This window comes from Vibrio sp. 779(2023), from assembly GCF_033344285.1.
Lineage (GTDB): Bacteria > Pseudomonadota > Gammaproteobacteria > Enterobacterales > Vibrionaceae > Vibrio > Vibrio alginolyticus.
Window position 1 is genome coordinate 1 of record NZ_JAWPOM010000084.1, and the last position, 1,497, is coordinate 1,497.

Sequence of the window (1,497 nt, forward strand, 5' to 3'; positions counted from 1 at the left end):
TGAATCCAACGGCTGTCCAACGGAAAAACAACCAAAATCGATGATTGAGCATGTAGGGTGTTGTTGATGGTGCTTTGAAGTTTTGAAATATATTTTTTTCGCACGATAGAAACAAAAAAGCCTCCCAATCGGGAGGCTTTTTTGTTTGGAGAGTTGTCAGATCTAAAAGATCAGCATTGAGATCAAATGCTTTTAGGATTAATCTCTTTCCCCAGATGTGAAAAAACCAGCCGTAGGAAGCTGGTTTATTTCGGAATACTCACAGGTTTGAACGGCCGTGAAGTCCTTCCATGATAGACCATATCAAGTAAGCACTTCAAGAGTATTTCTGCACTCTGTTTGGAATCAAGATGTTTTGGACAGAACGACGCGCATCACTCACCGACCAAGGGATGTTCCAAAGGTGAGAGGTAAAGGCACTAATCAGAACTAAGCACCAAGCTCGATAAATCCGCCCCTTGTAGCTGCTAGAGGGGACAAGCGGAAAAGGAATAACTGATTAGTGTTGTGTGACTGGAACGGGGGCGAAAGCTTTACACACAGCGCAGGGCAGTCCGAAATAAGGGGAGAAATCCTTAGTTCAGAAAGCGACCATAGACAGTACCTAAATCACTCAAAATAGAGTCGAAATGGGTAGGGGTCGGCGCAGCCGAAATAAGCAATTTCGGCACTAACCCCTCTGTCTTCGCTTACCTCCTCCGCTCGGCGCAGTGTGCGAGTAAGCGAAGCGTCCGAGCATCGAGCAAGCGGCATTTCACCCTCTCTAAATGGTGGCACTGTCACTCCTAACCTACGTGGGTTATAACCTCTTCAATAGTTTATTTTTTTAGGCTTGTGCTATCGTCTGTCTTCATACTAAGCCAGCATACACAGCGTCCCCTCTAGTCACTTCGTTCTTGACGGTTCCCCTGTGAGCTGGAAAGGGGCGCTAACGCCCCCTTTACCCCAGTAAACCAAACGTATCATTCCTCGCACTTACTTCATTTAGTATTCTATTAGTCCTTGGTTTGTATATGAGGTGCTTATGGCTAAGACTGATGAAGATATTGCGAATGTGAAGCGGATTAACTCAGGGATGAGGATGCTTTCCCATTCTGTTTGGAGAAAAGTACATCAGCCTAACTTCAGAAGCTTTACGCAGTTTGACCAAATGTTTTGGGATGTGACGAACCGAGCTTGGCTATCTGTCGATCATTCTGCATTTTCCGACAAATTGGAATTTGCTCATCTTTATTGGGCAGACTATTGCAAGAAGAATTTAGCGTCATGATTGCTATGGTTCTGTCGCCTCGCTTTGCTCGTTGCCGGTTCGTCAGTCCAGATTAAAACGCTACGCTCATTTAACCTGGACTAACAAACTCCGAATTGTTCAAAAAGCCCCTTTCGTGGGCTTTTTTGTTCCAGATGCTTGTGCTCATCTTAGGATGATAAAACCGCTTCAAATACGTCATAAACTTTAAGAGTGGTTTTGTGTACCCGTGGGTAGGTTTGATGCTG

1 protein-coding gene is annotated in these 1,497 nt (G+C 44.9%); it reads left to right on the top strand.

Features of this window, described 5'->3' with window-relative positions; translation table 11 throughout:
* The first annotated feature begins 1,024 nt into the window (after window positions 1-1,024).
* A complete protein-coding gene (locus R8O70_RS25075) occupies window positions 1,025-1,270 on the top strand; it encodes a hypothetical protein (RefSeq protein ID WP_060466691.1) in 246 nt (81 codons plus the stop codon).
* Window positions 1,271-1,497 lie beyond the last annotated feature (227 nt).